Source organism: Streptomyces sp. NPDC017529 (assembly GCF_044329785.1).
Taxonomy (GTDB): Bacteria; Actinomycetota; Actinomycetes; order Streptomycetales; family Streptomycetaceae; genus Streptomyces.
In genome coordinates, this window is the sequence record NZ_JBIRJY010000004.1 from 162,586 (window position 1) to 185,623 (window position 23,038).

23 protein-coding genes are annotated in these 23,038 nt (G+C 71.8%); 13 read left to right on the forward strand and 10 right to left on the reverse strand.

The annotated features are described in order from the left end of the window. Positions 1-42: 42 nt before the first annotated feature. Complete coding sequence (locus ACH4K4_RS11425) at positions 43-1,512, reverse strand: peptidoglycan D,D-transpeptidase FtsI family protein (protein WP_398166549.1); 1,470 nt, start codon at positions 1,510-1,512, stop codon at positions 43-45. A 323-nt stretch (positions 1,513-1,835) separates the two neighbouring features. Here ACH4K4_RS11425 and ACH4K4_RS11430 point away from each other — a divergent pair, with 323 nt between their 5' ends. Next, positions 1,836-2,255 (forward strand): DUF3995 domain-containing protein, encoded by a 420-nt coding sequence (locus ACH4K4_RS11430; RefSeq protein ID WP_398166550.1) that lies wholly within the window; start codon positions 1,836-1,838, stop codon positions 2,253-2,255. 42 nt (positions 2,256-2,297) lie between these two features. Here ACH4K4_RS11430 and mmpB read toward each other — a convergent pair whose 3' ends face one another. From mmpB to ACH4K4_RS11445, 3 genes are all read right to left on the reverse strand, one after another. Beyond that, positions 2,298-2,429, reverse strand: coding sequence for a morphogenic membrane protein MmpB (mmpB, locus tag ACH4K4_RS11435; RefSeq protein WP_003981923.1), 132 nt, complete (start codon positions 2,427-2,429; stop codon positions 2,298-2,300). Between the two features lie 86 nt (positions 2,430-2,515). After that, positions 2,516-2,734, reverse strand: a complete 219-nt coding sequence (locus tag ACH4K4_RS11440; RefSeq protein ID WP_398166552.1) for an acyl-CoA carboxylase subunit epsilon — start codon at positions 2,732-2,734, stop codon at positions 2,516-2,518. An 18-nt stretch (positions 2,735-2,752) separates the two neighbouring features. Next, positions 2,753-4,342 (reverse strand): acyl-CoA carboxylase subunit beta, encoded by a 1,590-nt coding sequence (locus ACH4K4_RS11445; RefSeq protein WP_398166553.1) that lies wholly within the window; start codon positions 4,340-4,342, stop codon positions 2,753-2,755. Positions 4,343-4,472: 130 nt separating this feature from the next. Here ACH4K4_RS11445 and ACH4K4_RS11450 point away from each other — a divergent pair, with 130 nt between their 5' ends. The 5 genes from ACH4K4_RS11450 to hutH all read left to right on the forward strand — a co-directional run bounded on the left by ACH4K4_RS11450 (position 4,473) and on the right by hutH (position 10,893). Further along, a complete protein-coding gene (locus ACH4K4_RS11450; RefSeq protein WP_398166555.1) occupies positions 4,473-5,420 on the forward strand; it encodes a biotin--[acetyl-CoA-carboxylase] ligase in 948 nt (315 codons plus the stop codon). A gap of 375 nt (positions 5,421-5,795) precedes the next feature. Then, positions 5,796-7,004 (forward strand): adenylate/guanylate cyclase domain-containing protein, encoded by a 1,209-nt coding sequence (locus ACH4K4_RS11455; RefSeq protein ID WP_398166556.1) that lies wholly within the window; start codon positions 5,796-5,798, stop codon positions 7,002-7,004. 83 nt (positions 7,005-7,087) lie between these two features. Further along, positions 7,088-7,882: an enoyl-CoA hydratase/isomerase family protein gene (locus ACH4K4_RS11460; RefSeq protein WP_398166557.1), complete on the forward strand. Its 795-nt coding sequence runs from the start codon at positions 7,088-7,090 to the stop codon at positions 7,880-7,882. A 265-nt stretch (positions 7,883-8,147) separates the two neighbouring features. Further along, entirely contained in the window at positions 8,148-9,287 is a 1,140-nt protein-coding gene (locus ACH4K4_RS11465) for a GGDEF domain-containing protein (RefSeq protein ID WP_398166559.1), read from the forward strand. 61 nt (positions 9,288-9,348) lie between these two features. Next, positions 9,349-10,893, forward strand: a complete 1,545-nt coding sequence (gene hutH, locus ACH4K4_RS11470) for a histidine ammonia-lyase (protein ID WP_398166561.1) — start codon at positions 9,349-9,351, stop codon at positions 10,891-10,893. Between the two features lie 95 nt (positions 10,894-10,988). On the opposite strand, the gene ACH4K4_RS11475 is transcribed toward hutH, so the two are convergent. Beyond that, positions 10,989-11,309, reverse strand: coding sequence for a hypothetical protein (locus tag ACH4K4_RS11475; RefSeq protein ID WP_398167176.1), 321 nt, complete (start codon positions 11,307-11,309; stop codon positions 10,989-10,991). Between the two features lie 115 nt (positions 11,310-11,424). On the opposite strand from ACH4K4_RS11475, the gene ACH4K4_RS11480 reads away from it, so the two are divergent. From ACH4K4_RS11480 to ACH4K4_RS11490, 3 genes are all read left to right on the forward strand, one after another. After that, positions 11,425-11,826, forward strand: a complete 402-nt coding sequence (locus ACH4K4_RS11480) for a hypothetical protein (protein WP_398166562.1) — start codon at positions 11,425-11,427, stop codon at positions 11,824-11,826. A 195-nt stretch (positions 11,827-12,021) separates the two neighbouring features. Continuing rightward, positions 12,022-13,281 (forward strand): Ig-like domain-containing protein, encoded by a 1,260-nt coding sequence (locus tag ACH4K4_RS11485; RefSeq protein ID WP_398166563.1) that lies wholly within the window; start codon positions 12,022-12,024, stop codon positions 13,279-13,281. 73 nt (positions 13,282-13,354) lie between these two features. Then, on the forward strand, positions 13,355-14,623 hold the full coding sequence (locus ACH4K4_RS11490; protein ID WP_398166565.1) for a DUF2786 domain-containing protein: 1,269 nt from the start codon (positions 13,355-13,357) through the stop codon (positions 14,621-14,623). A gap of 18 nt (positions 14,624-14,641) precedes the next feature. Here ACH4K4_RS11490 and msrA read toward each other — a convergent pair whose 3' ends face one another. Then, positions 14,642-15,301, reverse strand: coding sequence for a peptide-methionine (S)-S-oxide reductase MsrA (gene msrA, locus ACH4K4_RS11495; RefSeq protein WP_398166566.1), 660 nt, complete (start codon positions 15,299-15,301; stop codon positions 14,642-14,644). Positions 15,302-15,425: 124 nt separating this feature from the next. Then, on the reverse strand, positions 15,426-16,532 hold the full coding sequence (locus ACH4K4_RS11500) for a hypothetical protein (protein ID WP_398166567.1): 1,107 nt from the start codon (positions 16,530-16,532) through the stop codon (positions 15,426-15,428). A gap of 138 nt (positions 16,533-16,670) precedes the next feature. Between ACH4K4_RS11500 and ACH4K4_RS11505 the strand changes: the two genes are divergently transcribed. Beyond that, positions 16,671-17,831 (forward strand): cystathionine gamma-synthase, encoded by a 1,161-nt coding sequence (locus ACH4K4_RS11505; RefSeq protein WP_398166569.1) that lies wholly within the window; start codon positions 16,671-16,673, stop codon positions 17,829-17,831. A 24-nt stretch (positions 17,832-17,855) separates the two neighbouring features. Here ACH4K4_RS11505 and ACH4K4_RS11510 read toward each other — a convergent pair whose 3' ends face one another. The 3 genes from ACH4K4_RS11510 to ACH4K4_RS11520 all read right to left on the reverse strand — a co-directional run bounded on the left by ACH4K4_RS11510 (position 17,856) and on the right by ACH4K4_RS11520 (position 19,262). Next, positions 17,856-18,107, reverse strand: coding sequence for a hypothetical protein (locus ACH4K4_RS11510; protein WP_398166570.1), 252 nt, complete (start codon positions 18,105-18,107; stop codon positions 17,856-17,858). Further along, positions 18,104-18,613, reverse strand: coding sequence for a sigma factor-like helix-turn-helix DNA-binding protein (locus ACH4K4_RS11515; protein ID WP_398166572.1), 510 nt, complete (start codon positions 18,611-18,613; stop codon positions 18,104-18,106). The genes ACH4K4_RS11510 and ACH4K4_RS11515 overlap by 4 nt, the downstream gene beginning before the upstream one ends. Positions 18,614-18,761: 148 nt before the next feature. Next, a complete protein-coding gene (locus ACH4K4_RS11520; RefSeq protein ID WP_398166574.1) occupies positions 18,762-19,262 on the reverse strand; it encodes a MarR family winged helix-turn-helix transcriptional regulator in 501 nt (166 codons plus the stop codon). Between the two features lie 156 nt (positions 19,263-19,418). On the opposite strand from ACH4K4_RS11520, the gene ilvA reads away from it, so the two are divergent. From ilvA to ACH4K4_RS11535, 3 genes are all read left to right on the forward strand, one after another. Next, positions 19,419-20,825, forward strand: coding sequence for a threonine ammonia-lyase (ilvA, locus tag ACH4K4_RS11525; RefSeq protein WP_398166576.1), 1,407 nt, complete (start codon positions 19,419-19,421; stop codon positions 20,823-20,825). 214 nt (positions 20,826-21,039) lie between these two features. After that, the gene (locus ACH4K4_RS11530; protein ID WP_398166578.1) at positions 21,040-22,104 is read left to right on the forward strand and encodes an ATP-binding cassette domain-containing protein; all 1,065 of its coding nucleotides are present in this window, start codon (positions 21,040-21,042) and stop codon (positions 22,102-22,104) included. Continuing rightward, entirely contained in the window at positions 22,101-22,961 is an 861-nt protein-coding gene (locus tag ACH4K4_RS11535; protein ID WP_398166579.1) for an ABC transporter permease, read from the forward strand. The genes ACH4K4_RS11530 and ACH4K4_RS11535 overlap by 4 nt, the downstream gene beginning before the upstream one ends. The last annotated feature ends 77 nt before the right edge of the window (positions 22,962-23,038 follow it).

The window sequence follows — 23,038 nt, forward strand, 5'->3', positions numbered from 1 at the left end:
GCGGGCGCCGTCCGACGCCCGCCCCGCTCCGCTCGCGACCGCTCACTTGCTGAGCACGGCCTCCATGACCTTCTTCGCGATCGGGCCGCCCAGCTTGCCGCCGGCGATCTCCTTGCGCGGGATGTCCATGTCGGAGGGGTCGACGAAGACCGCGACCGCGACCGGCGAGCCGTCGCCCTGCTTGGCGTACGAGACGAACCAGGCGTACGGGCGCTCGTCGTCGACGTTCACGCCGTGCTGGGCGGTGCCGGTCTTGGCGCCGACCTTCACGCCGTCGATCAGCGCCTTCTTCGCGGTGCCGTTCTCCGCGGTGTTCTCCATCATCTCCTGCACCTTCTTCGCGGTGCTCTCGGAGACGGCCTGGCTCAGCTCCTTGGGCTCGAACTTCTCCAGCGTCGACAGGTCGGGCCCGCGCGTCTCCTCGACCATGTACGGCTGCATGACCTTGCCGTTGTTGGCGAGCCCGGCGACGACCATGGCCATCTGGAGCGGCGTGGCGGTCAGGCTGCCCTGGCCCATGCCGGTCAGCGCGGTCTGCGGCTTGTCCAGCTTCTTCGGGTAGCCGCTGGGGGCGGTGCGCACGGGGGTGAAGATCTTCTGGTTGAAGCCGAACTTCTCCGCCGTCTCGCGCATCTTGTCCGTGCCGAGCCGGTTCGCCGCCTCCAGGTAGGTGTTGTTGCAGGACCACTGCATGCCGACCTTGAGGGACGCGTTCTCGCAGGGCGCGGTGGGGATGTCGTTACGTACCTTGGTGGCCGTGTTCGGGAGGGTGTACGGGACCTTGGCCTGCACCGGGGTGTCGATGTCCGGAACCATGCCGTGCTCCAGGGCCGCGGCGGCGGTGAGGATCTTGAACGTGGAGCCGGGCGGGTAGATCTCCAGGGACGCCCGGTTGTTCATCGGCTTGGACTTGTCCTTGCTCAGGGCGACGAACCTGTCGCCCTCCTTGATGGAGTTGCCCGCGAAGACCGACGGGTCGTAGGACGGCGTGCTCGCCATCGCGAGGATCTTGCCGCTGCGCGGGTCGAGAGCGACCACCGCGCCCTTGGCCTTGAGGTCGGTGAGCCCCTTGTAGGCGGCCCGCTGCGCCTTCTCGTCGATCGTCGTCAGCACGTCGCCGCCGCGCGGCTTCTCGCCGGTCAGGATGTCCTTGGCGCGCTTGAGGAAGAGCTTGTCGTCCTTGCCGCTGAGGATGTCCTTGTAGACGCCCTCCAGGAACGTGCTGCCCTGGGACTGCGAGGCGTAGCCGGTGATCGGCGCGTACATCGGGCCGTCCGTGTAGACCCGCTTGTACTTGAAGTCGCCGGGCGTCTCGACCGACCCGGTGATCGGCTTGCCGCCGACGATGATGTTGCCGCGCGGATAGGAGAACGCCTCGATCTTCACCCGCCGGTTGTTCTCGTCGTTCGCCAGCGAGTCCGCCTGCACGAACTGGATCCAGGTGGCCCGCATCAGCAGCGCCAGCACCAGCACCCCGCAGAAGACGGCTATGTGCCTCAGTGGCCTGTTCATCGCTCTCCACTTCCCTCGCCGGACGGCCGGTGCCGCGCGGACCGGCCGCACTGGCGCCCGAATTGCGGCCTTCAGGGGTAAAGGATGTCCCAAGTGGGAGCGGCGGTTGCAGTCGGGGTGTGTGAGCTGGTCCTCTTTGTCTGTTCTCGTTGCGGACATGTCCTGTGATGTCCGCCGCGGGAGCTGTTTGTGCCGGGTCTCCCGCCGCCGGGCACCAGGCGCGGGCGAGCCACCCCAACTGCCGACCCTGCAAGCGCAGTTGCCATACTGGGGCCCGTTCCCATACGGGTGACGAGGGGGAGGCGTTGGGTATGGTCCGCACTGTGGTGCCTGTGGGGTTGGCGGTTGTCCTCGCGGCAATCGGCGTGCTGCACTTCGTCTGGGCTTTCTCGACCTGGCCGATGAAGGATGCGGTGACGTTCACCAAGACGATCGGCGGCAGCGACGACGGTGTGATGCCGTCGGCACCGAGCACGGTTCTCGTGGGTCTGGCACTGGTCGGCGGCGCCGTGCTCACCCTCATGGTCAACGAGTCCGTCCCGGCGATCGGCCCGGACTGGCTCCGGCTGGTGGGTATGTACGGCCTGGCCGTGGTGCTGCTCGCCCGTGGCCTGGGCGGGTACTTCATGAACTCCGGAGCCGCCGTCGAGTTCCAGCGGTTGAACAGCTTCCTGTACTCGCCGCTGTGCGTGGCGCTCGGCGTTCTGGGCGGCGTGGTCGCGGTGGCCGCGAGCAAGCGCTGAGACGCCGCGGGCGCGATGCCGCGAGGATCCTGACCCGGCCGTTCAGGCCCCGCCGACCAGCATGACCATCAGCACCACCGCGGCGACGGCCAGCACGATGCCCATCCGGCGGAGCATCGCCTGTACCTGGCGCAGCTCCTCGGGAGGCTCATCGGGCGGATCGGACCACAGCATCCTTCGATCCTGCGCCGGGAACGCCGACGGCGCCTGAGTACGCGTACTCAAGCGCCGTCGGGTGATGCGCCCTAGGCGGTCCGGCCTCAGCGCGGCCAGTAGCTCGTGCGCCAGGCCCGCGGGCCCGGGTGGGGCAGCCGGCGGCCGGGGACCGTGAACGCGGGGTCGGCCCATTCGTCCGTACGGTCCGTGCCGGGCGCGGCGGCGTCGGCGGCAGCGGCGGCGGCCGCCGCGCGGGTCCGGACCACCGCCAGTGCGGCGGCCAGCTCCTCGGGTGTGGGGTTGCCCCGAACGACCTTGATCATGGTCAACCGACCTCCGTCCTACAGCGGGATGTTGCCGTGCTTCTTCGGGGGCAGCGACTCGCGCTTGTTGCGCAGCGTGCGCAGCCCGCGGACGATGTGCCGGCGGGTCTCCGACGGCATGATCACCGCGTCCACGTAGCCGCGCTCGGCCGCCACGTACGGGTTGAGCAGGGCGTCCTCGTACTCCTGGATCAGCTCCTGGCGGCGGGCGTCCTGCGCGGCCCGGTCGTCGATCGCGGCGAGCGTGCGGCGGTGCAGGATGTTGACCGCGCCCTGCGCGCCCATGACGGCGATCTGCGCCGTCGGCCAGGCCAGGTTCAGGTCCGCGCCCAGGTGCTTGGAGCCCATGACGTCGTACGCGCCGCCGAACGCCTTGCGGGTGATGACGGTGATCAGCGGAACCGTCGCCTCCGCGTATGCGTAGATCAGCTTGGCGCCGCGCCGGATGATGCCGTCCCATTCCTGGTCCGTACCCGGCAGGAAGCCCGGTACGTCCACGAACGTCAGCACCGGCACGTTGAACGCGTCGCAGGTACGCACGAACCGCGCGGCCTTCTCGCTCGCGTTGATGTCCAGCGTGCCCGCGAACTGCATCGGCTGGTTGGCGACGATACCGACCGCGTGCCCCTCGACCCGCCCGAAGCCGGTGACCATGTTCGGCGCGAACAGGGCCTGCGTCTCCAGGAACTCGCCGTCGTCGAGAACGTGCTCGATGGCGGTGTGCATGTCGTAGGGCTGGTTCGCCGAGTCCGGGATCAGCGTGTCCAGCTCGCGGTCGTAGTCCGAGGTCTCCAGGTCCGCCTCCTCGGGGAAGGCGGGCGGCTCGGAGAGGTTGTTGGACGGCAGGTAGGACAGCAGCGCCTTGACGTACTCGATGGCGTCCTTCTCGTCGCCCGCCATGTGGTGCGCGACGCCCGAGGTGGTGTTGTGCGTACGGGCGCCGCCCAGCTCCTCGAAGCCCACGTCCTCGCCGGTGACGGTCTTGATGACGTCGGGCCCGGTGATGAACATGTGCGAGGTCTGGTCGACCATGACCGTGAAGTCGGTGATGGCGGGCGAGTAGACCGCGCCGCCCGCGCACGGGCCGACGATCAGCGAGATCTGCGGGACCACGCCGGAGGCGTGCACATTGCGGCGGAAGATCTCCGCGAACAGGCCGAGGGCGGCGACCCCCTCCTGGATGCGGGCTCCGCCACCGTCGTTGATGCCCACGATCGGGCAGCCGTTCTTCAGGGCGAAGTCCATGACCTTGACGATCTTCTCGCCGTAGACCTCGCCCAGCGAACCGCCGAAGATGGTGAAGTCCTGCGAGTACACGCAGATCGGGCGGCCGTCGACGGTGCCGTAACCGGTGACGACACCGTCGCCGTACGGCCGGTTCTTCTCCAGCCCGAAGTTGGTCGAGCGGTGCCGCGCGAACTCGTCGAGCTCGACGAACGATCCCTCGTCGAGCAGCAGCTCCACGCGCTCACGCGCCGTCAGCTTGCCCTTTGCGTGCTGCTTTTCCACGGCCCGCGCCGAGCCGGCGTGGGTGGCTTCCTCGATCCTGCGCTGGAGATCGGCCAGTTTGCCCGCGGTCGTGGTGATGTGTGCTTCCGGCTCGGACATCGGGATGCGGCTCCTGCTCGTCCTGGACTGGTGCTCGTACGAGGGTGGTACGGGGTTGGCTACCGCTTCGTAGCGTATCGGCGGGACTGCTCAGCGGCACTGCGTCGTTGACCACACCTAGGCTGGGGTTATGACGCCTCAACCACCGGAAAACCAGGACAAAGACCGCCCGGGCGGCGACGACGGCGACGCCCCGCGCGCCGGAACGGGCTCGGGAGCGGGCCCGGGAGCGGGCACCCCGGGGCGCTGGTCCGACCTGGAGCGCCCGCCGCTGAACGCGACGGCGCTGCGGCGCGCCCTGCTGCGGCCCGGCTCGCTGTGGACGTCCGTCGACGTCGTGGCCGCGACCGGCTCGACCAACACCGACCTCGCCGGGCGGGCCGCCGCCGGCCTGGCCGAGGGCGCGGTGCTCGTCGCCGAGGAGCAGTCGGCCGGACGCGGCCGGCTGGACCGCCGGTGGTCGGCGCCGCCGCGCTCGGGCCTCTTCTTCTCCTTCCACCTCAAGCCGCGCGTACCGGTCGAGCGCTGGGGCTGGCTGCCGCTGCTCGCGGGCGTGGCGACGGCCAGCGCGGTGGCCCGTACCGCCGGTGTGGACGCCGCTCTGAAGTGGCCGAACGACCTGCTGGTCACCGTCGGTGACGAGGAGCGCAAGGCGGGCGGCATCCTCGCGGAACGCGCCGGGGACGGCGTGGTCGTCGGCATCGGGCTCAACGTCTCGCTGCGCGCCGGGGAACTGCCCGTGCCGGGGGCCGGCTCGCTCGCCCTGGCCGGGGCGCCGGTCACCGACCGGGACCCGCTGCTGCGGGCCGTGCTGCGCTCGGTCGAGGACTGGTACGGGCAGTGGACCGCGGCGGACGGCGACGCGGCGGCCTGCCGCCTCCAGGACGCGTACGCGGCGGGGTGCGCCACGCTGGGCCGGTCCGTACGGGCCGTACTGCCCGGGGACCGGGAGCTGCGCGGCGAGGCGGTGGCCGTCGACGGGGACGGGCGGCTGGTGCTGGCCACGGACGAGGGCATGCAGCGCCCGGTCGACGCGGGCGACATCGTGCACCTGCGGCCCGCGGCGGAACAGGGGTAGCCGCGGCTCGGGCGCGGGCCGGCGATGGCCCGCGTCCAACTGCCGTCCAACCGCCGGTCGCGCCGGCCCCGCCCGGTTCGTACGGTGGCGGGGACCGCGCGGCGGCCGGCCGGCGGGGTGTGCCCGTCTTCCGCTGCCGCCTCTCCGCTCGCCCGCGTTCGCCTTCGTGCCCGCATAGCGGTCAAGAACGATCAGATGCTGGTCAAGAAAGCGCGGGAGCAATCGCACTTATGTGGCGATCGGGGCGATAGCGACGGGGTGTGAGAGTGAGCCAGAGCACACCTGCCGTATCGTTGGGGCGGCCCGCCGCGGAGCGGGCAACGAGCGAGCAGTGATCGGAAGGGCAGTGCGCACGGAACGGACAGGGAGCGGGCGGTGACCGCCGACGACTCGGGCGCCGTCCCGCGCGAAGCGGACATCGCCCCTCGTGAAACGGGGGCCGGTCCGCACGAGGGGGCCACCGCGCGCGCGGCCGGCGCGGCCGAACACCCCGACGGCGAACGCACCGGCGCCGCCGACGGCGGACACGGCGACAGCGACGACGACACCATCGCCATCCGCCTGGAACAGCTGATCCTCGGCTCCGACCGCCGCTACACCCCCTTCCAGGCGGCCCGCAGCGCCGGCGTCTCCATGGAACTGGCCTCCCGCTTCTGGCGCGCCATGGGATTCGCGGACATCGGCCAGGTCAAGGCGCTGACCGAGGCCGACGTACTGGCGCTGCGCCGGCTGGCGGGCCTGGTCGAGGCCGGTCTGCTCAGCGAGGCCATGGCGGTCCAGGTGGCCCGCTCCACCGGCCAGACCACCGCCCGGCTCGCCGACTGGCAGATCGACTCGTTCCTGGAAGGCCTGACCGAGCCCCAGGACTCCGGCCTGACCCGTACGGAGATCACCTACCCCCTCGTCGAACTCCTCCTCCCCGAACTGGAGGAGTTCCTCGTCTACGTCTGGCGCCGCCAGCTCGCCGCCGCCACCGGCCGCGTCGTACAGGCCCAGGACGACGCGGAAATGGTCGACCGGCGCCTGGCGGTGGGCTTCGCCGACCTCGTCGGCTTCACCCGGCTCACCCGCCGCCTGGAGGAAGAGGAACTGGGCGAACTGGTCGAGGCGTTCGAAACCACCGCCGCCGACCTGGTCGCCGCACACGGCGGCCGGCTCATCAAGACACTCGGCGACGAAGTCCTGTTCGCCGCCGACGACGCGGGAACGGCAGCCGAGATCGGACTCCGCCTCATCGAAACCATGGCGAACGACGAAACGATGCCCGAACTGCGCGTAGGCATCGCCTTCGGCACGGTCACGACACGCATGGGCGACGTCTTCGGCACCACCGTGAACCTCGCCAGCCGGCTCACGTCGATAGCGCCGAAGGACACGGTGCTCGTGGACGAGGCGTTCGCGGAGGAACTGGGGCGCACCGGCGAGGCACCGGTCTCCGAAGCCGACGCGAAGGCCGCCGCCGCGGCGGCCGAGGACGGCGCGGCGCCACCGCCCGCCTACCGGTTCGCCCTCCAGCCGATGTGGCAGCGGCCGGTCCGAGGGCTGGGCGTCGTCGAACCCTGGCTGCTGAGCCGGCGCACCTGACCCGCGTCGCGTCCTGCCCCGTTCCGGCCCGCCCCCTCCCTGGTTAGAGTGACGGAACGATCGTTAACCAGGGAGGGCGCTGCATGGACACGCAACGGTTCGGGGACTTCGTCGGCGTACACCGACACGGCCACGTGGCCGAACTGCGGCTCGACCGGCCCAAGGCCATGAACGCCGTGTCCACGGCCATGGCCGACAGCATCGGCGCCGCGTGCGCCGCGCTCGCCACCGACCGGGACGTCCGCGTCACCGTGCTCACCTCCACCCACGAACGCGCCTTCTGCGTGGGAGCCGACCTGAAGGAACGCAACTCCTTCAGCGACGCCGACCTGATGCGACAGCGACCGCAGGCGCGGGCCGCCTACACCGGCGTCCTGGACCTGCCGATGCCCACCATCGCGGCCGTACACGGCTTCGCGCTCGGCGGCGGCTACGAACTCGCACTGGCGTGCGACCTGATCGTCGCCGACCGTACGGCGGTGGTCGGCCTGCCCGAGGTGTCCGTCGGCGTCATCCCCGGAGGCGGCGGCACGCAGCTGCTGCCCCGCCGGGTGGGGGCGGCGCGCGCGGCGGAGCTGATCTTCACGGGGCGGCGGGTGGAGGCGGCGGAGGCACACGCGTCCGGCCTCGTCGACCAGCTGGTGCCCGAGGGCCAGGACATCACGGAAGCGCTGGCGCTGGCCTCGCGCATCGCGGCCAACTCTCCGGTGGGCCTCCGCGCCGCGAAGCGAGCCTTGCGGCTCGGGCATGGACTGGACCTGCGCACCGGCCTGGAGGTCGAGGACGGCGCTTGGCGCAGCGTGGCGTTCTCGGGGGACCGGGCGGAGGGCGTAGCCGCATTCAACGAAAAGCGGAAGCCGGTGTGGCCGGGGGAGTAAGGGTTCGCGCGGTGCGCGCTGGCGCGCGGTTTCGCGCTGGCGCGCGTTTTGCGCGTTTGGGCCGGTGTGGGGGTCCCCCCGGCCGAAGGCTGGGGGAGAGATACCCCCTACGCGGCCCCGACCCCAACGAAACCAGCGCAACCCCGCGCGGACAACACAAACCGCGCGCAAAGCACGCATCCGTTCCTACGCTGGAGTGACACGTAGTGTCCAACGTGACGGAATGTGATTGCGAGGTCCGGTGACGGACAACAGGCTTCGGGCCGTGGTGGCACTGGCACAAGCGCTGGCCGCCGCCCACACCCCGGGTGACTCGGTGCGGGCCGCCGCGGAGGGGACGCGGGTGGCCCTGGGGGGCTCCTTCGCGGCGATCTCGACGTGGGAGCGGGAGCGGGGCCGGCTGAAGGTGCTGGTCAACGTCGGGGAACTGGCCGAGGGAGAGGTGGAGTTCCCCGAAGGGGAGTCGTACCCGGTGCACGAGTTCCCGGAGATCGCCGGGGATGGCCAGCCCAGCGCCTGGGTCGAGACCGCCGACGGCGGGCCGGAGCCGGACGAAGGGCCGTGCAACCGACCGTACAACCGGTCGTTCGGCCAGCCGTACGACCGACCGTACAACCACCAGCGCGTGGCCGCGCTGCGCCGCCGCGGCCGGGGCTGCTGCGTGGTCGCGCCGATCGTGCTGCACGGGCGCGCGTGGGGTGAGCTGTATGTGGCCAGAGCGGCCGGGGAGCCGGTCTTCACGCGGGCGGACGCGGAGTTCGCGACCGTGCTGGCCGCGGTCACGGCGGCCGGGATCGCGCAGACGGAGCGGCTGGCGGAGGCGCGCCGGCTGGCGTTCACGGACGCGTTGACGGGGCTGGCGAACCGCCGCGCGGTGGACATGCGGCTCGACGAGGCGCTGGAGCGGCACCGGCGGGACGGTGCGGTGGTGAGCCTGGTGGTGTGTGATCTCAACGGGTTGAAGCGGGTGAACGACTCGTGCGGGCACGCGGTCGGCGACCGTCTGCTGGAACGGTTCGGTTCGGTGCTCTCGCTGTGCGGCGCCATACTGCCGGGGGCTCTGGCCGCGCGTCTCGGCGGGGACGAGTTCTGCCTGCTCACGGTGGGTCCGTCGGCTGACGAGGTGGCCAAGGTGGCCGCGGAACTGTGTGCGCGGGCCAATGAATTGGAGCTGGGCGAGGGCGTCGCCGTGGGTGTCGCCTCGACCGGTGACCCGATCGGCCCCGTACGGTCGGCCCGGCGCCTGTTCCGGCTGGCGGACGCCGCGCAGTACCGGGCGAAGGGCGCGGGCTCGCGCGGCCCCGTGGTCGCGGGCCGGGACGGTGGCGCGGACGACCCGGTGGTGCGTCTGGCGGATGCCCCGGAGCGGGCCTCGTCGACGGAGCGCCGCCGGTTCCGGCGTTGATCCGGCTGCGTAACGGCCATCGTGGTGACATCCTGGGATTCAGTCTCTAGGGTGCCTGAATATGGATATGCACACTGTGGTGCTGGGGACGTCCGGCACGACCGCACAGGACGTCATCGCCGTCGCCCGCGGCGCCGCCCGTATCGAGCTGTCCGAGGAGGCCACCGCCGCCGTCGCCGCCGCCCGCGCGGTCATCGACGACCTCGCGGCCAAGCCGGACCCGGTGTACGGCGTCTCCACGGGCTTCGGCGCCCTGGCCGTACGGCACATCAGCCCGGACCTGCGGGCCCAGCTCCAGCGCAACATCGTGCGCTCGCACGCCGCCGGCATGGGGCCGCGGGTGGAGCGCGAGGTGGTGCGCGCGCTGATGTTCCTGCGCCTGAAGACGCTGGCCTCCGGGCATACGGGGGTCCGGCCGCTGGTCGTCGGCACGATGGCGGAGATTCTCAACGCGGGGATCACCCCGGTCGTCCACGAGTACGGCTCGCTGGGCTGCTCCGGCGACCTCGCGCCGCTGTCGCACTGCGCGCTGACGCTCATGGGGGAGGGCGAGGCGGAGGGCCCGGACGGCGTCGTGCGGCCGGCCGGCGAGCTGCTCGCCGAGCACGGCATCGCGCCGGTCGAGCTGCGGGAGAAGGAGGGCCTGGCCCTCCTGAACGGGACCGACGGCATGCTCGGCATGCTGATCATGGCCTGTGCCGATCTGGCCCGCCTGTTCACCACCGCGGACATCACCGCGGCCCTCTCCCTGGAGGCGCTGCTCGGTACGGAGAAGGTGCTCGCGCCCGAGCTGCACGCCATCCGCCCGCACCCGGGCCAGGCCGCCTCGGCCGCGAACATGCTCAAGGTGCTGGCCGGTTCGGGACTCACCGGGCACCACCAGGACGACGCGCCGCGGGTGCAGGACGCGTACTCCGTGCGCTGTGCCCCGCAGGTCGCGGGCGCCGGCCGGGACACCCTGGACCACGCGCGGCTGGTGGCGGGCCGGGAGCTGGCCGCCGCCGTGGACAACCCGGTGGTCCTCGCGGACGGCCGGGTCGAGTCGAACGGCAACTTCCACGGCGCGCCGGTCGCCTACGTCCTGGACTTCCTCGCGGTCGCGGTGGCCGACCTCGCCTCGATCGCGGAGCGCCGTACGGACCGGCTGCTGGACAAGAACCGCTCGCACGGCCTGCCCGCCTTCCTGGCCGGCGACCCGGGCGTCGACTCGGGCCTGATGATCGCCCAGTACACGCAGGCGGCGCTGGTCAGCGAGATGAAGCGGCTGGCCGCGCCCGCTTCGGTGGACTCCATCCCGTCCTCCGCCATGCAGGAGGACCACGTCTCGATGGGCTGGTCGGCGGCGCGCAAGCTGCGTACCGCGGTGGACAACCTGGCCCGGGTGCTCGCCGTCGAGCTGTACGCGGCGACGCGGGCGGTGGAGATGCGCGAGGGCCTGACGCCGGCGCCGGCCACCCGCGCGGTGCTGGACGCCGTACGGGCCGCCGGCATCCAGGGGCCGGGCGGGGACCGATTCCTCGCGCCGGACTTGGAGGCGGCGTACGGCTTCGTGCGCGACGGCCGGCTGATCGAGACGGTCGAGAAGGTCACGGGCGCCCTGGCCTGAGGGCCTGGCCTGCGTTTTCGGCGGGGCGGGCGCGGGGCCCGCTCCGCCGGGCGAACTCGAAGATCACTTCTTCTTCGGCAGGTCGGACCGGTGCTCTAGATCCCGGCGCCGCGAGTACGGCGTACGGAGAAGCCGACCAGTCCGGCGCCGACGCCGAGGAACGCCGCGCCGCCGACGACGTACGGCGTGGTGTCGAAGCTGCCGGTGTCGGCGAGCAGCGTCTCCTGCGCCTGTTGCGTCCGGCCTGTCTGCTGCGCGCTGTGCGGCTGCGTCTGCGGGTTCTGATGGGCCGTCCGGGGGGCGTGCGGCGTCCGTTCGCCGTGTTCGACGGTGGCGTTCGCGGACGGTACGAACCACAGGGCGAGCAGTACCGATCCCGCGGCTGCGGCGGTCAGCAGTGGTCGACGTGCGGTCACGGGCACGGAAACGATCCCCCTTGTGGGCTCGGTGAATTGACCGTTGAAAACAGATGTTAGTGACAGCCGCGGGTCGCGGGGAAGTCAGGACCCGGTGGTGCTTACGCTCCCAGACATGAGCAATGACGAGACATCACGGTTTGTCCGGCTCCATGTCGAACTGGTCATGGAGGTCGCGGACCCTGACCGGCTGACCGGTGCGGCACTCGACCACATCAACGGTGACCCGTCCCTACCCGCCGAGGAGCGCGGGCATGCGCAGGAAACGGTCCAGAGCGATCCGGCGGAGGCGCTGGCGTACCTCGTGGATCCCTTCGACCTGGTCGAGGGGGTGCCCGGCGTGGAGCTGACGCAGGCGTCGTGGAGCAGTGAGGAGATCGAGTACGACGCCGACGCGGAGTGGGTCCTCGGGCACGACGCGGAGGACGACGGCTTCCCGGAGGACGACGACGCCGAGGCGGAGGCGGGCGCCGAGGGGGACGCGCGCGACCGGGACGGGGTGCGGGTCCGCTTCTGAGGCGCACGGCTACCGGGGCGCACGGCCGCCGCGCGGCTCCCGGACGACGCCCGCCGCCGTCCGGGAGCCGCGTGGCGTTTCCCACACGCGCCTTGGGTGTGGAACGGACGAAACGGAACAGACGTTCCTGAGGTGTCGCCCGGCGGTCTGCGGAGCGGCGCCCGGCTCGGGGGTTTCGGGTTCGGCAGCAAGGCAATGGAGAATCGTGTGACAACGGACAGCAAGCGTCGCAAGGGGCTGATAGCCACCGCCGCGCTGCTCGGGGGTGTGCTGACACTCGGGGCGTGCGGTGGCGGTGACGGCGGCGACGGAAGCGGCCACGACAACACGAAGAACGTCGACGAGGCGGCGGCGAAGGACGCCTCGGAAGCCAAAATCAAGATCGAACCGAAGAACGGCTCGGCCGACGCGGGCATCAACAGCACCGCCAAGGTCACCGTCGAGGGCGGCAAGCTCACCGACGTCAAGATAACCGCCGGCGAGGACAAGAAGCCGGTCGAGGGCACGCTCGCGGCGGACGGCTCCTCCTGGAAGCCGAAGAAGCAGCTGGAGCGCTCGACCAAGTACACGATCACCGCCCACGCCGCCGACGCCGAGGGCCGCAAGGCGGTGGAGAACTCGACCTTCACCACGGTCTCCCCGAAGAACAGCTTCATAGGCAACTACACGCCGGAGGACGGCTCGACCGTCGGCGTGGGCATGCCGGTGTCGGTCAACTTCGACAAGCCGGTGAAGAACAAGAAGGACGTACAGGCCGCGATCAAGGTGGCCTCCAGCAGCAACCAGGAGGTCGTCGGCCACTGGTTCGGCGACCAGCGCCTGGACTTCCGGCCGAAGGACTACTGGAAGCCCAACTCCAAGATCACCATGGATCTGAAGCTGGACGGCGTCGAGGCCGCGCCCGGCGTCAAGGGCGTCCAGAACAAGACGGTGAACTTCCAGATCGGCCGCTCGCAGGTCAGCACCGTCGACGCGAAGACCCACACGATGACCGTGGTCCGCGACGGCAAGACGATCAAGACCATCCCGATCTCCGCGGGCAGCAAGGACCACCCCACCTACAACGGCAAGATGGTGGTCTCGGAGAAGTACAAGCAGACCCGGATGGACGGCTCCACGGTCGGCTTCACCAACAACGACGGCAAGGGCGAGTACGACATCCCCGACGTGCCGCACGCCATGCGCCTGTCCAGCTCCGGCACGTTCCTGCACGGCAACTACTGGGGCAAGGGCATCTTCGGCAACGCCAACACCAGCCACGGCTGCATCGGCCTGGAGGACGTGAAGGGCGCCGGCGACCCGGGCACGGACGGCGCCTGGTTCTACGAGAACTCGCTGATCGGCGACGTCGTCCACATGGTCAACTCCCCGGACAAGACCATCAAGCCGGACAACGGCCTCAACGGCTGGAACATGGGCTGGAACGAGTGGGTCGCGGGCAGCGCCGTGAAGTAGCGCACCCCTGACCCTCCGAGGGCGGGCCCCCGCCGGTGCGCCGGCGGGGGCCCGCCCTCCGTATCGTGACCACGTGAGCAAGCGCAAGGACGGACAGCGGCAGCAGGGCCGGACCGCCGCCGGAGAACTGGTCGGCACGGTACTCGGCAGCGTCCGGTACGCCCAGGACGGGGCTCCCGCGGAGGACGCCCTTGAGGCCGGCGCCTCGATGCTGGCAGCGGCGCCCGCGGGCCCGGAGGCCGTCAGCGCCGCGCTGCTGGCCGCGGCGGAGGACGCCGTACGCCGCTGTTGGCAGGGCGGCTGGCAGCCCGCTGACCTGGAACGGATCATGCGGCGGGAGACGGGCGGCGGCCCGCGTACCGCTGTCGTCGTGGACGCGATGGCCGCCGAAGCGCGGCGTACGGGACGCGCGGCGCAGTCCGGCCGCGGCGCGCGCTGGACGGCCCAGCTGCGTGCCCTCGAAGCCGAGGTCTGGTGGGCCTCCGATACCGGCTACCTGGAGGAGCTGGCGCGCCGCCTCCGTACGTCGCGCTTCGAAGCCACCTACGACCTCCTGGCAGCACTGCGCGTCCTGGGGCGGCTGCCCCGCATCACGCCCCTGCCGGCCGCCCGGTCCGTACGCGCGAACCCACCCGCCGACTCGCGGGCACTGGGCCGCATCCGGGGGCTGCTGGCCAAGGCCGAGGCCACGGACTACCCGGAGGAGGCGGAGGCGCTGTCGGCCAAGGCCCAGGAGCTGATGGCCCGGCACAGCATCGACGAAGCGCTGCTCGACCACGCCGGCGACGGCGGCAGCGCGGGCCACGGCCGGGCCGCGGGCCCCTCGGCCATCCGCATCGGCATCGAGGGCCCGTACGAGCAGGCGAAGGCGCTGCTGCTCGACGCCGTCGCCGCCGCCAACCGCTGCCAGGCGGTCTGGTCCGGCGACGTGGGCTTCTCCACGCTCGTCGGCTTCGAAGCCGACCTGGAGTCCGCCGAACTCCTCTACACGTCGCTGCTCCTCCAGGCCACCACCGCCATGCACCGCGCGGGCGACGAGCACCACAGCCGCGGCCGGTCCCGCCGCACCCGCGACTTCCGGCAGACGTTCCTCGTCGCGTACGCCGACCGCATCCGCGCCCGGCTGGCGGCAGCCACCGACGAAGCCACCACCGAGGCCGCGGACAGCGCCCCGGACCTCCTGCCGGTACTGGCCGCCCGCGAGGTCGCGGTGGCGGAGACCACCGGCGAACTGTTCCCGGACACCGCCGCCGTACGCATGCGAGGCATACGCGACGCCGCAGGCTGGGAACAGGGCGCAGCCGCAGCCGACCGCGCCCACCTCAACCAACGAGACGCGTAGGCGCCCGGCCCCGGCCGCCTACGCCTTCGCCACCCCCACCGGGCACGAAACCCCCGTGCCTCCGATCCCGCAGTAACCCGCCGGGTTCTTGTCCAGGTACTGCTGGTGGTAGCCCTCGGCCGGGTAGAAGGGGCGGTCGGTGGCGGGGAGGATTTCGGTGGTGATGGTGCCGTGGCCGGAGGCGGTGAGGACCGTCTGGTAGGCGGTGCGGGAGGCTTCGGCGGCTTCTTGGTCGGCGGGGGAGTGGGTGTAGATCGCGGAGCGGTACTGGGTGCCGGTGTCGTTGCCCTGGCGGAAGCCCTGGGTGGGGTCGTGGGACTCCCAGAAGAGCTTCAGGAGGCCGGCGTAGGAGACCCGCGCGGGGTCGTAGACGACGCGGACCGCTTCGGTGTGGCCGGTGAGGCCGCTGCACACCTCTTCGTAGGTGGGGTTCGGGGTGTGGCCGCCCTGGTAGCCGGCCAAGGTCGTCCAGACGCCTTCGGTCTGCCAGAACTTGCGTTCGGCGCCCCAGAAGCAGCCCAGGCCGAAGTCGGCGATGCGGAGGTGGGCGGGGTAGGGGCCGAGGAGCGGGTTGCCGAGGACCGTGTGGCGGTCGGGGACGGTGAAGTCGCGCTCGGGACGGCCCTTCAGGGCCTCCTCGGGGGTGGGGAGCGCGTTCTTGAAGCGGTTGAACAGCATGTGATCAGGCTCCGGGGTGAGGAGGGACGTCGGGGCGGCCTTCAGGGGCGGCCTCTGGAGGCGGCCTCTCACGGGAACGTTCCAGGGGCGGGGGGCATTCCGGGGGAGGCAGGAGCCCCGGTGCCTACGGCTGCGGGCGGAAGTCGGCCGACGTGCCGCCGCCCCGTTCCCAACCGGCGACAGCCAGGGCACGGTACGCGGCGTACTCGGCGGCGGGGCTGCTGCCGTACGACCAGGGGACCGCGCCGACGTGGCCGTCGACCAGACGAAGCTGCTCCAGCGCCTCCGCGTAGCGCTCGGCGCGGACGAGGAACCAGATGAGCAGGTGCCGGACGTGCGGGGCCATGGGGTGGTCGGCGGGGGCCTCGCGCAGCGCGAAGTGCGCGCCCTCTATGGCGCGTTCGACGACCGCGCTCTGGTACAGGCCGCGGACCATGTTGGCCTCGGGCATGTGGTCGTAGACGGCGAAGAGGGGGAGGGCCGGGAGCAGGCTCTTGGCGGGGGCGGCAGCGGCGGCACTCTCGGTGAAGGCGACGGCCTCCTCCTTGGAGCCGTGCCACTTCTGCGACCAGTAGGGCAGGGCGGCGAGGTGGGCGCCCATGTGGTGCGGGGCGCGCTGGGAGACCTTCGACCACAGGGCTTCGTAGTCGGCGCGACGGTCGCCGAGGCCGCGGGCGACGGCCAGTTCCGTGATGTACGGGACGGGGCTGCCGGGTGCCAGCAGGGCCGCCTCGTGGCAGACCGTGCGGGCCTCCTCCAGGATCATGCGGAAGTCCTGCGAGCCGGGGTCGCGGAGTGCCTGGAGGACGAGGAACTGGGCGTGCGTCTGGGCGCCGCCCGGGTCCTTGGGCGCCTCCGAGCGCCATGTACGCAGCCAGATGCCGCCCTGCCCCGGCCGCTCCGCCAGCTCGAACGCGGCGGCCCCGGCGAGCGTCTGCACGCGCTGCCAGCGGCGCTCCCAGTCCTCGCCGGTGGCGCTGAGCAGTTGGGCGGCCGGGCGCCAGTCGTGGGTGCGCCGGATCTCGTCGAGGGCCTCCTCCAGCTCCTGGTCGGGCCCTGGCAGCCGTACGTCCAGCTCGTGGGCCGGTACGAATCCGTAGCCCGCCATCGGGTCGGCGGCCACCACCAGCCCTTGCCGGGCCTGCTGAGCGGCCTGCCTGCGCCGTATCCAGGGCAGCAGCACGAGACCGCCGAGGGCGGCAGCGGCGAAGAGAACCAGCAGAGCGTCCATGTGGTGAGTCTCGGATTCCGGTCGTGGGAGGGAGGCGGGCTGTGGGTGGGGCGCGAATGTGTCTTGTATGTATCCACTATCCAGCGAAGCAGAAAGTTCCGAAAAGTTCGCGGGTGTGGACGACTACCCTCGGCAGGCATGAGCGATCAGCGCGAACAGCGCCACCAGAATTTCGAGACCCTCGCCATTCACGCAGGTCAGGAGCCCGACGAGGCGACCGGCGCGGTGGTGACGCCCATCTACCAGGTGTCCACCTACAAGCAGGACGGCGTGGGCGGCCTGCGCGGCGGCTACGAGTACAGCCGCAGCGCCAACCCGACCCGTACCGCCCTGGAAGAGAACCTGGCCGCCCTCGACGGCGGCAGCCGCGGCCTGGCCTTCGCCTCCGGGCTCGCGGCCGAGGACTGCCTGCTGCGGACCCTTCTGGTCCCCGGTGACCACGTGGTCATTCCCAACGACGCGTACGGCGGCACGTTCCGCCTCATCTCGAAGGTCGTCGAGCGGTGGGGGGTGGAGTGGTCCGTCGCCGACACCTCCGATCCGCAGGCAGTACGGGACGCCCTGCGCCCCCGTACGAAGGCGATCTGGGTGGAGACGCCCAGCAACCCGCTGCTCGGCATCACGGACATCTCCGCGCTCGCGGCCGTCGCGCGCGACGCCGGGGTCCGCCTGGTCGTCGACAACACCTTCGCGAGCCCCTACCTCCAGCAGCCGCTCGCCCTCGGCGCGGACGTCGTGGTCTACTCCACGACCAAGTACATGGGCGGCCACTCGGACGTGGTCGGCGGCGCGCTCGTCGTCAACGACGCCGAGCTGGGCGACGAACTGGCCTACCACCAGAACGCGATGGGCGCGGTCGCCGGCCCCTTCGACGCGTGGCTGGTGATGCGCGGCCTGAAGACGCTGGCCGTACGGATGGACCGGCACAGCGCCAACGCGGCCCGGATCGCCGAGCTGCTCGCCTCGCACGACAAGGTGACGCAGGTCTACTACCCGGGCCTGGAGACGCACCCCGGCCACGAGGTCGCCGCCAAGCAGATGCGTTCCTTCGGCGGCATGGTGTCCTTCCGCGTCGCGGGCGGCGAGCAGGCCGCGGTGGAGGTCTGCAACCGTGCGCGGCTGTTCACCCTCGGCGAGTCGCTGGGCGGCGTGGAGTCGCTGATCGAGCACCCGGGGCGGATGACGCACGCCTCGACGGCGGGGTCGCTGCTGGAGGTGCCGAACGACCTCGTACGGCTGTCGGTCGGCATCGAGGCGATCGACGACCTGGTGGCGGACCTCACCCAGGCGCTCGGTTAGGAGCGCGCCGTGGCCGGCCGCGGCTCACCACCCTTCCAGGGGAGGGGTGGTGTGCACCGGCGGCGGCAGCCACGGCTGGTCGACGGCCGCCCAGGTCAGGAGCGCGGCCAGCGCCGCCAGGGCCAGCAGCCACAGCGCGTGGCGGGTCCGGCGCCGGCGGACCAGCAGCCGGCGGCCGCGCTCGGCGGCGCGGAGGGCCAGGTCGGGCGGGACCACCGGGTGCGGCCCGTCCAGCATCCGCCGCACCTCGGCCTCCTTGCGGTCCGGGAGGTTCACGACGCCGCCGCTCCGGTGAGCCCCGTATGCCCGGCGGGCGGCTTGCTGCGCAGCTGCCCCACGGCCCGCAGGCACAGCGCGTGGACGCGTTCGGCGGGCAGGCCCAGCTGTGCCGCGGTCTGTTCCTCGGCCACGCCCTCGCAGAGGCGCAGGACGAGCACCAGCCGCTCCTGTGGTGACAGCCGCTCCAGGAGGCCGCCGGCCGGCGGCCCCGCCCCGGGGAGCAGCGTGCGGGGGAGGCGGTACCGCCAGGAGGCACGTGCGTAGTGGGCGGCCATCTCCTGACGGGCGCGGTCGTACGGGTCCTCGCCGCGCAGCCGCTCCCAGACGGCGTACGTGCGGGCCAGCGCGACCGTGAGCAGCCGTTCGGCGGCGGGCGCGGGGCGGTCGGCGGGCTCCGCGGTCAGGAGCGTGGCGGCATGCAGCAGACGGCCGGCCGCGCCCGCGACGAACGCCTCGAACTCCCGGGCACGACGGCGTTCCTGTGCTGCCCGCCGCTCTCGCACAGCTACATGGCACGGCAGGCCCGGCGCCGGGTCAAGAGGCGGCCGGGAAAAACCGGGCCGCGGGCCCGGGCCCCGGCCCCGCCGAGGTCCGGCAGCGAGGCGGCGGGCAGCCCCGTGGCGGGTCCGGCGGCCTGCCGGGAATCGCTGGTCAGGAGCTGGAAGGCACCGGGGGCAGGGTCGCGGTGACCGTGGACAGGGAGGCGTTGAAGCGGGTCAGGAGCGTGCAGAACGCGTCGCGCTCCTCCTCCGTCCACTCCTCGGTGACCAGCGCCATCAGCGCGCGGCGCGAGGCGCGCACCTCCTCCAGGCGGCCCCGGCCGCGCTCGGAGAGCTGGAGCACGACCGCACGCCCGTCCTCGGGGTGCGAGGCGCGGTTGACCAGGCCCGAGTCGACCAGCGGCGCGACCTGGCGGGTGACGGTGGAGGAGTCGATGCCCATGCCGGCGGCCAGCGCCTTGACACCCATCGGGCCCTCTTTGTCCAGGCGGTTCAGGAGCAGGTAGGCGGCACGGTCCATGGAATTGCGTGCCTGGCCGACGCCGCCGAGCCGGCTCTGTTCGGCGCGGCGGGCGAAAACGGCGACTTGGTGTTGCAGCGCGTCGAGAAGAGCGGGGTCGGTGTGGGTCGTCATGTCCGAAGAGGTGGGCATGGCCGGGAGCTCGCTTCATGGGATGCGTACGGATTGGGGGACAGAGTACGCGGCCCGGGGGCGGACCGTACCGGCGCTGTCCAAAGACGCACCCCCGTGACGCCGGTCCGGTGCCCGGCCGGACCCGCCGCGGTCCGGCCTGTAAGACTGGGCTTCATGGCCGATCACACGCCGCACGAGTCCACTCCTGCCTCCGGTTCCTCTTCTGGTTCCGCTTCCGGTTCCGCCGCCGGTCGGAGGCCCGGGGCGGGGTCGGGCCCGGCCCGCGCGGAGGCGTCCGGCAGGGGCCCGGGAGCGGCGCCGGGTTCCGGTTCCGCCTCCGTTTCCGTACGGCCCGGGGGCGGGGCCGCGGCCGCCCCCGCCGCGCTCACCGTCGAGGACGTACGGGAGGCGCAGAAGATTCTGTCCGGCGTCTCCCGGTCCACCGCCCTGGAGGGGAGCCGGCACCTGTCCGGTTTGCTGGGGGCGCCGGTGCATCTGAAGTGCGAGAACCTGCAGCGCACCGGCTCCTTCAAAATACGTGGCGCGTACGTGCGGATCGCGGGCCTGTCTCCGGAGGAGCGATCAGCCGGCGTGGTCGCCGCCAGCGCCGGCAACCACGCGCAGGGCGTCGCGCTGGCCGCCTCCCTGCTCGGGGTGCGCTCGACGGTGTTCATGCCGGTCGGCGCCCCGCTGCCGAAGGTCGCCGCGACCCGTGAGTACGGCGCCGAGGTCCGGCTGCACGGCCACGTCGTGGACGAGACGCTGGCCGCTGCCCAGGAGTACGCGCGGGAGACCGGCGCGGTCTTCATCCACCCCTTCGACCACCGCGACATCATCGCCGGCCAGGGCACGGTGGGTCTGGAGATCCTCGAACAGTGCCCGGAGGTGCGCACCATCGTGGTGGGCATCGGCGGCGGCGGGCTGGCGGCGGGCATCGCGGTGGCGGTCAAGGCGCTGCGGCCCGACGTACGGATCATCGGGGTGCAGGCGGCGGGCGCGGCCGCGTATCCGCCCTCGCTGGCGGCCGGGCACCCGGTCTCGATCGAGGCGCCGACGACGATGGCGGACGGCATCAAGGTCGGCCGGCCCGGCGACGTCCCGTTCAAGATCATCGGCGATCTCGTGGACGAGGTCCGTACGGTCTCCGAGGACGAGCTGTCCAGCGCTCTGCTGCTCTGCCTGGAGCGGGCGAAGCTGGTCGTGGAGCCGGCGGGGGCGAGCCCGGTGGCGGCGCTGCTGTCGCGGCCCGGGTCCTTCGAGGGGCCGGTGGTCGCGGTGCTGTCCGGGGGGAACGTCGATCCGCTGCTGATGCAGCGCACCCTGCGGCACGGTATGGCCGCCGCGGGGCGTTACCTGTCGCTGCGCCTGCGGCTGACGGACCGGCCGGGAGCCCTCGCGACGCTGCTCGGGGTGATGTCAGTGGTCGACGCTAATGTCCTCGACGTGAGCCATGTGCGGACCGATCCGCGGCTCGGACTCACGGAAGCGGAGGTGGAGTTGCACTTGGAGACGAAGGGCCCGGAGCACTGCACCGAGGTCGGCGCGGCCCTGCGCGAGGCGGGTTACACCGTCATGGGCTGACAGGCGCCCGAGGTACGCGGCCGATGGCGTCGCGGTACGCAAACGCCATCTGACGTATATCGCGATGTATCGCGAGTGCGGTATGGTCCGGGTCGACGCGGAGTGCTGCCGTGCGCGGGCATGCCCTCTTCGGCGGATATGCACCTATTGGGTAAGCGTGTCCGTTAAAAGTAAAATCCTTCCTGGAGTTAACCCATACCTTGGGAGTACCCACATGCCAGGCGCCATTTACGCCGAGGGTCTGGTCAAGACCTTCGGCAAGGTGAGGGCTCTGGACGGCGTCGACCTCGACGTCCCCGAAGGAACCGTCCTCGGACTGCTCGGCCCGAACGGTGCGGGCAAGACCACCGCCGTACGGGTCCTGACGACCCTGCTCAAACCCGACCGGGGCACCGCTGTCGTCGCCGGGATCGACGTCCTCAAGCACCCCGACGAAGTACGCCGGTCCATCGGCCTGTCCGGGCAGTTCGCCGCCGTGGACGAGTACCTGACGGGCCGTGAGAACCTGATGATGGTCGGCCAGCTCTACCAGATGAGCGGGCGCGACGCGAAGGCCAGGGCCGCGGAGCTGCTGGAGCGCTTCCACCTCGCCGACGCCGGCGACCGGCCCGCCAAGACCTACTCCGGCGGCATGCGGCGCCGGCTCGACCTGGCGGCCGCGCTGGTCGTCAGCCCGCCCGTGATGTTCATGGACGAGCCCACCACGGGCCTGGACCCGCGCAACCGCCAGCAGCTGTGGGAGGTCATACAGGAACTGGTCGCGGGCGGCACGACGTTGCTGCTCACCACCCAGTACCTGGAAGAGGCCGACCACCTCGCGCACGACATCTGTGTGGTCGACCACGGCAAGGTCATCGCCCGCGGCACGTCCGACCAGCTCAAGGCCCGTACCGGCGGCGAGCGGGTGGAGGTCGTGGTGCACGCCGCCGAGCACATCGCGACGGCCGACGAGGTGCTGCGCGGCTTCGGCAAGGGTGAGACCAAGGTCGAGGCCCACACGCGCAAGATCACGGTGCCGGTGACGGGCGGCGCCAAGCTGCTCGCCGAGGTCATCCGCGAACTGGACACGCGCGGCGTGGAGATCGACGACATCGGGCTGCGCCGGCCCACCCTGGACGACGTGTTCATCTCGCTCACCGGCCACGCCGCCGAGATGGCGGAGGGCGGCGGCGAGAGCGGCGGGGGAGGCGGTACGGGCGAAGGCGCGGGCGGCAAGGTCCAGCGCGGCGGACGCCGGGCCGCGAAGCGGGCCGCGGACGCCAAGGAGGGAGCCAAGTGAGCACCGTTACGCAAGCCGCCCCGCGCGCCGGGGTGCCGAAGCGGCGCGGCGCGGTCAGCCAGTCCGTCCGGGACTCCCTGGTCGTCGCCAAGCGGAATCTGATCCGCATGCTGCGCATTCCTGAAATGATCATTTTTGGGCTTATTCAGCCCATTATGTTCGTGGTGCTGTTCAGCTACGTCTTCGGCGGATCCATCGCCGTCGGCGGCAGCACCTCGCCCGCCGCGTACCGCGAGTTCCTGATGGCGGGCATCTTCGCGCAGACCGTCACCTTCGCCACGGCGGGAGCGGGCGCGGGCATCGCCGACGACATGCACCGGGGCCTGATCGACCGCTTCCGCTCGCTCCCCATGGCGCGCGGGGCCGTCCTGACCGGCCGTACGCTCGCCGACCTGGTCCAGACGGCGCTGACGCTGGTCGTCCTCGCGGTCGTGGCCTTCATCGTCGGCTGGCGGGCCCACGAGAACATCGCCAAGGTCGTGGCGGGCTTCGCCCTGCTGCTCCTGCTCGGCTACGCGTTCTCCTGGATCGGCGCCCTGATCGGCCTGTCCGTACGGACGCCGGAGGCCGCCACCTCGGGCGGGCTGATCTGGCTCTTCCCGCTGACGTTCATCTCCAACGCCTTCGTGCCGTCGGACAACATGCCGACCTTCCTGCGGCACATCGCGGAGTGGAACCCGTTCAGCGCCACGGTCCAGGCCGCCCGCCAGCTGTTCGGCAACCTGCCGCCGAACTACCAGGCGCCCGACGCCTGGCCGATGCAGCACCCGGTCCTGGCCTCGCTGATCTGGTCCGTCCTCATCATCGTGGCCTTCCGTACGCTCGCGGTGCGCAAGTACCGGTCGGCGACGGCCTGAGGGCCGGCCGGGCCGCGGACGCACGACCGGCCGCGGACGCACGACCGGCCCGGAGCCAGCGGGCTCCGGGCCGGTCG

Coding starts and splice junctions, on each gene's coding strand:
- hutH (WP_398166561.1), top strand. CDS start 9,349: ATGGATATGCACACTGTGGTGCTGGGGACGTCCGGCACGACCGCACAG.
- ACH4K4_RS11500 (WP_398166567.1), bottom strand. CDS start 16,532: ATGGACGCTCTGCTGGTTCTCTTCGCCGCTGCCGCCCTCGGCGGTCTC.
- mmpB (WP_003981923.1), bottom strand. CDS start 2,429: ATGCTGTGGTCCGATCCGCCCGATGAGCCTCCCGAGGAGCTGCGCCAG.
- ACH4K4_RS11505 (WP_398166569.1), top strand. CDS start 16,671: ATGAGCGATCAGCGCGAACAGCGCCACCAGAATTTCGAGACCCTCGCC.
- ACH4K4_RS11485 (WP_398166563.1), top strand. CDS start 12,022: ATGGAGAATCGTGTGACAACGGACAGCAAGCGTCGCAAGGGGCTGATA.
- ACH4K4_RS11460 (WP_398166557.1), top strand. CDS start 7,088: ATGGACACGCAACGGTTCGGGGACTTCGTCGGCGTACACCGACACGGC.
- ACH4K4_RS11440 (WP_398166552.1), bottom strand. CDS start 2,734: ATGATCAAGGTCGTTCGGGGCAACCCCACACCCGAGGAGCTGGCCGCC.
- ACH4K4_RS11480 (WP_398166562.1), top strand. CDS start 11,425: ATGAGCAATGACGAGACATCACGGTTTGTCCGGCTCCATGTCGAACTG.
- ACH4K4_RS11530 (WP_398166578.1), top strand. CDS start 21,040: ATGCCAGGCGCCATTTACGCCGAGGGTCTGGTCAAGACCTTCGGCAAG.
- ACH4K4_RS11520 (WP_398166574.1), bottom strand. CDS start 19,262: ATGCCCACCTCTTCGGACATGACGACCCACACCGACCCCGCTCTTCTC.
- ACH4K4_RS11445 (WP_398166553.1), bottom strand. CDS start 4,342: ATGTCCGAGCCGGAAGCACACATCACCACGACCGCGGGCAAACTGGCC.
- ACH4K4_RS11450 (WP_398166555.1), top strand. CDS start 4,473: ATGACGCCTCAACCACCGGAAAACCAGGACAAAGACCGCCCGGGCGGC.
- ilvA (WP_398166576.1), top strand. CDS start 19,419: ATGGCCGATCACACGCCGCACGAGTCCACTCCTGCCTCCGGTTCCTCT.
- ACH4K4_RS11425 (WP_398166549.1), bottom strand. CDS start 1,512: ATGAACAGGCCACTGAGGCACATAGCCGTCTTCTGCGGGGTGCTGGTG.
- msrA (WP_398166566.1), bottom strand. CDS start 15,301: ATGCTGTTCAACCGCTTCAAGAACGCGCTCCCCACCCCCGAGGAGGCC.